This is a genomic window from Halomonas marinisediminis (assembly GCF_004347715.1).
In the GTDB taxonomy this organism is placed as follows: Bacteria; Pseudomonadota; Gammaproteobacteria; order Pseudomonadales; family Halomonadaceae; genus Halomonas; species Halomonas icarae.
Map to the genome: position 1 here is coordinate 1 of NZ_SLTR01000742.1, position 231 is coordinate 231.

Consider the following 231-nt stretch of genomic DNA (forward strand, 5'->3'; position numbering starts at 1 on the left):
CCAACGGCCGCTAGTTAACCGCCGCCATGCTGGAGCGGACTCCCGACCTCGATTTCCTCTATTACTCCAACGACCTGATCGGGGCGGGCGGATTGCTCTATTGTACCGAGAAGGGCATGGATATTCCCGGCAGTTTCGGGATGGCCGGGGTCAACGGGGGCGAATTGCTGCGCGGTTTGCCGGGGACCCTGGCCACGGTCGACGGTTGCCGCCGGGGGGTCGGGCGCCCCG

1 pseudogene is annotated in these 231 nt (G+C 66.2%); it reads left to right on the plus strand.

Annotated features, from left to right (window positions below):
* Nucleotides 1-26 precede the first annotated feature (26 nt).
* Nucleotides 27-231 (plus strand): annotated as a pseudogene (locus E0702_RS18390) (LacI family transcriptional regulator); the annotation flags it as partial.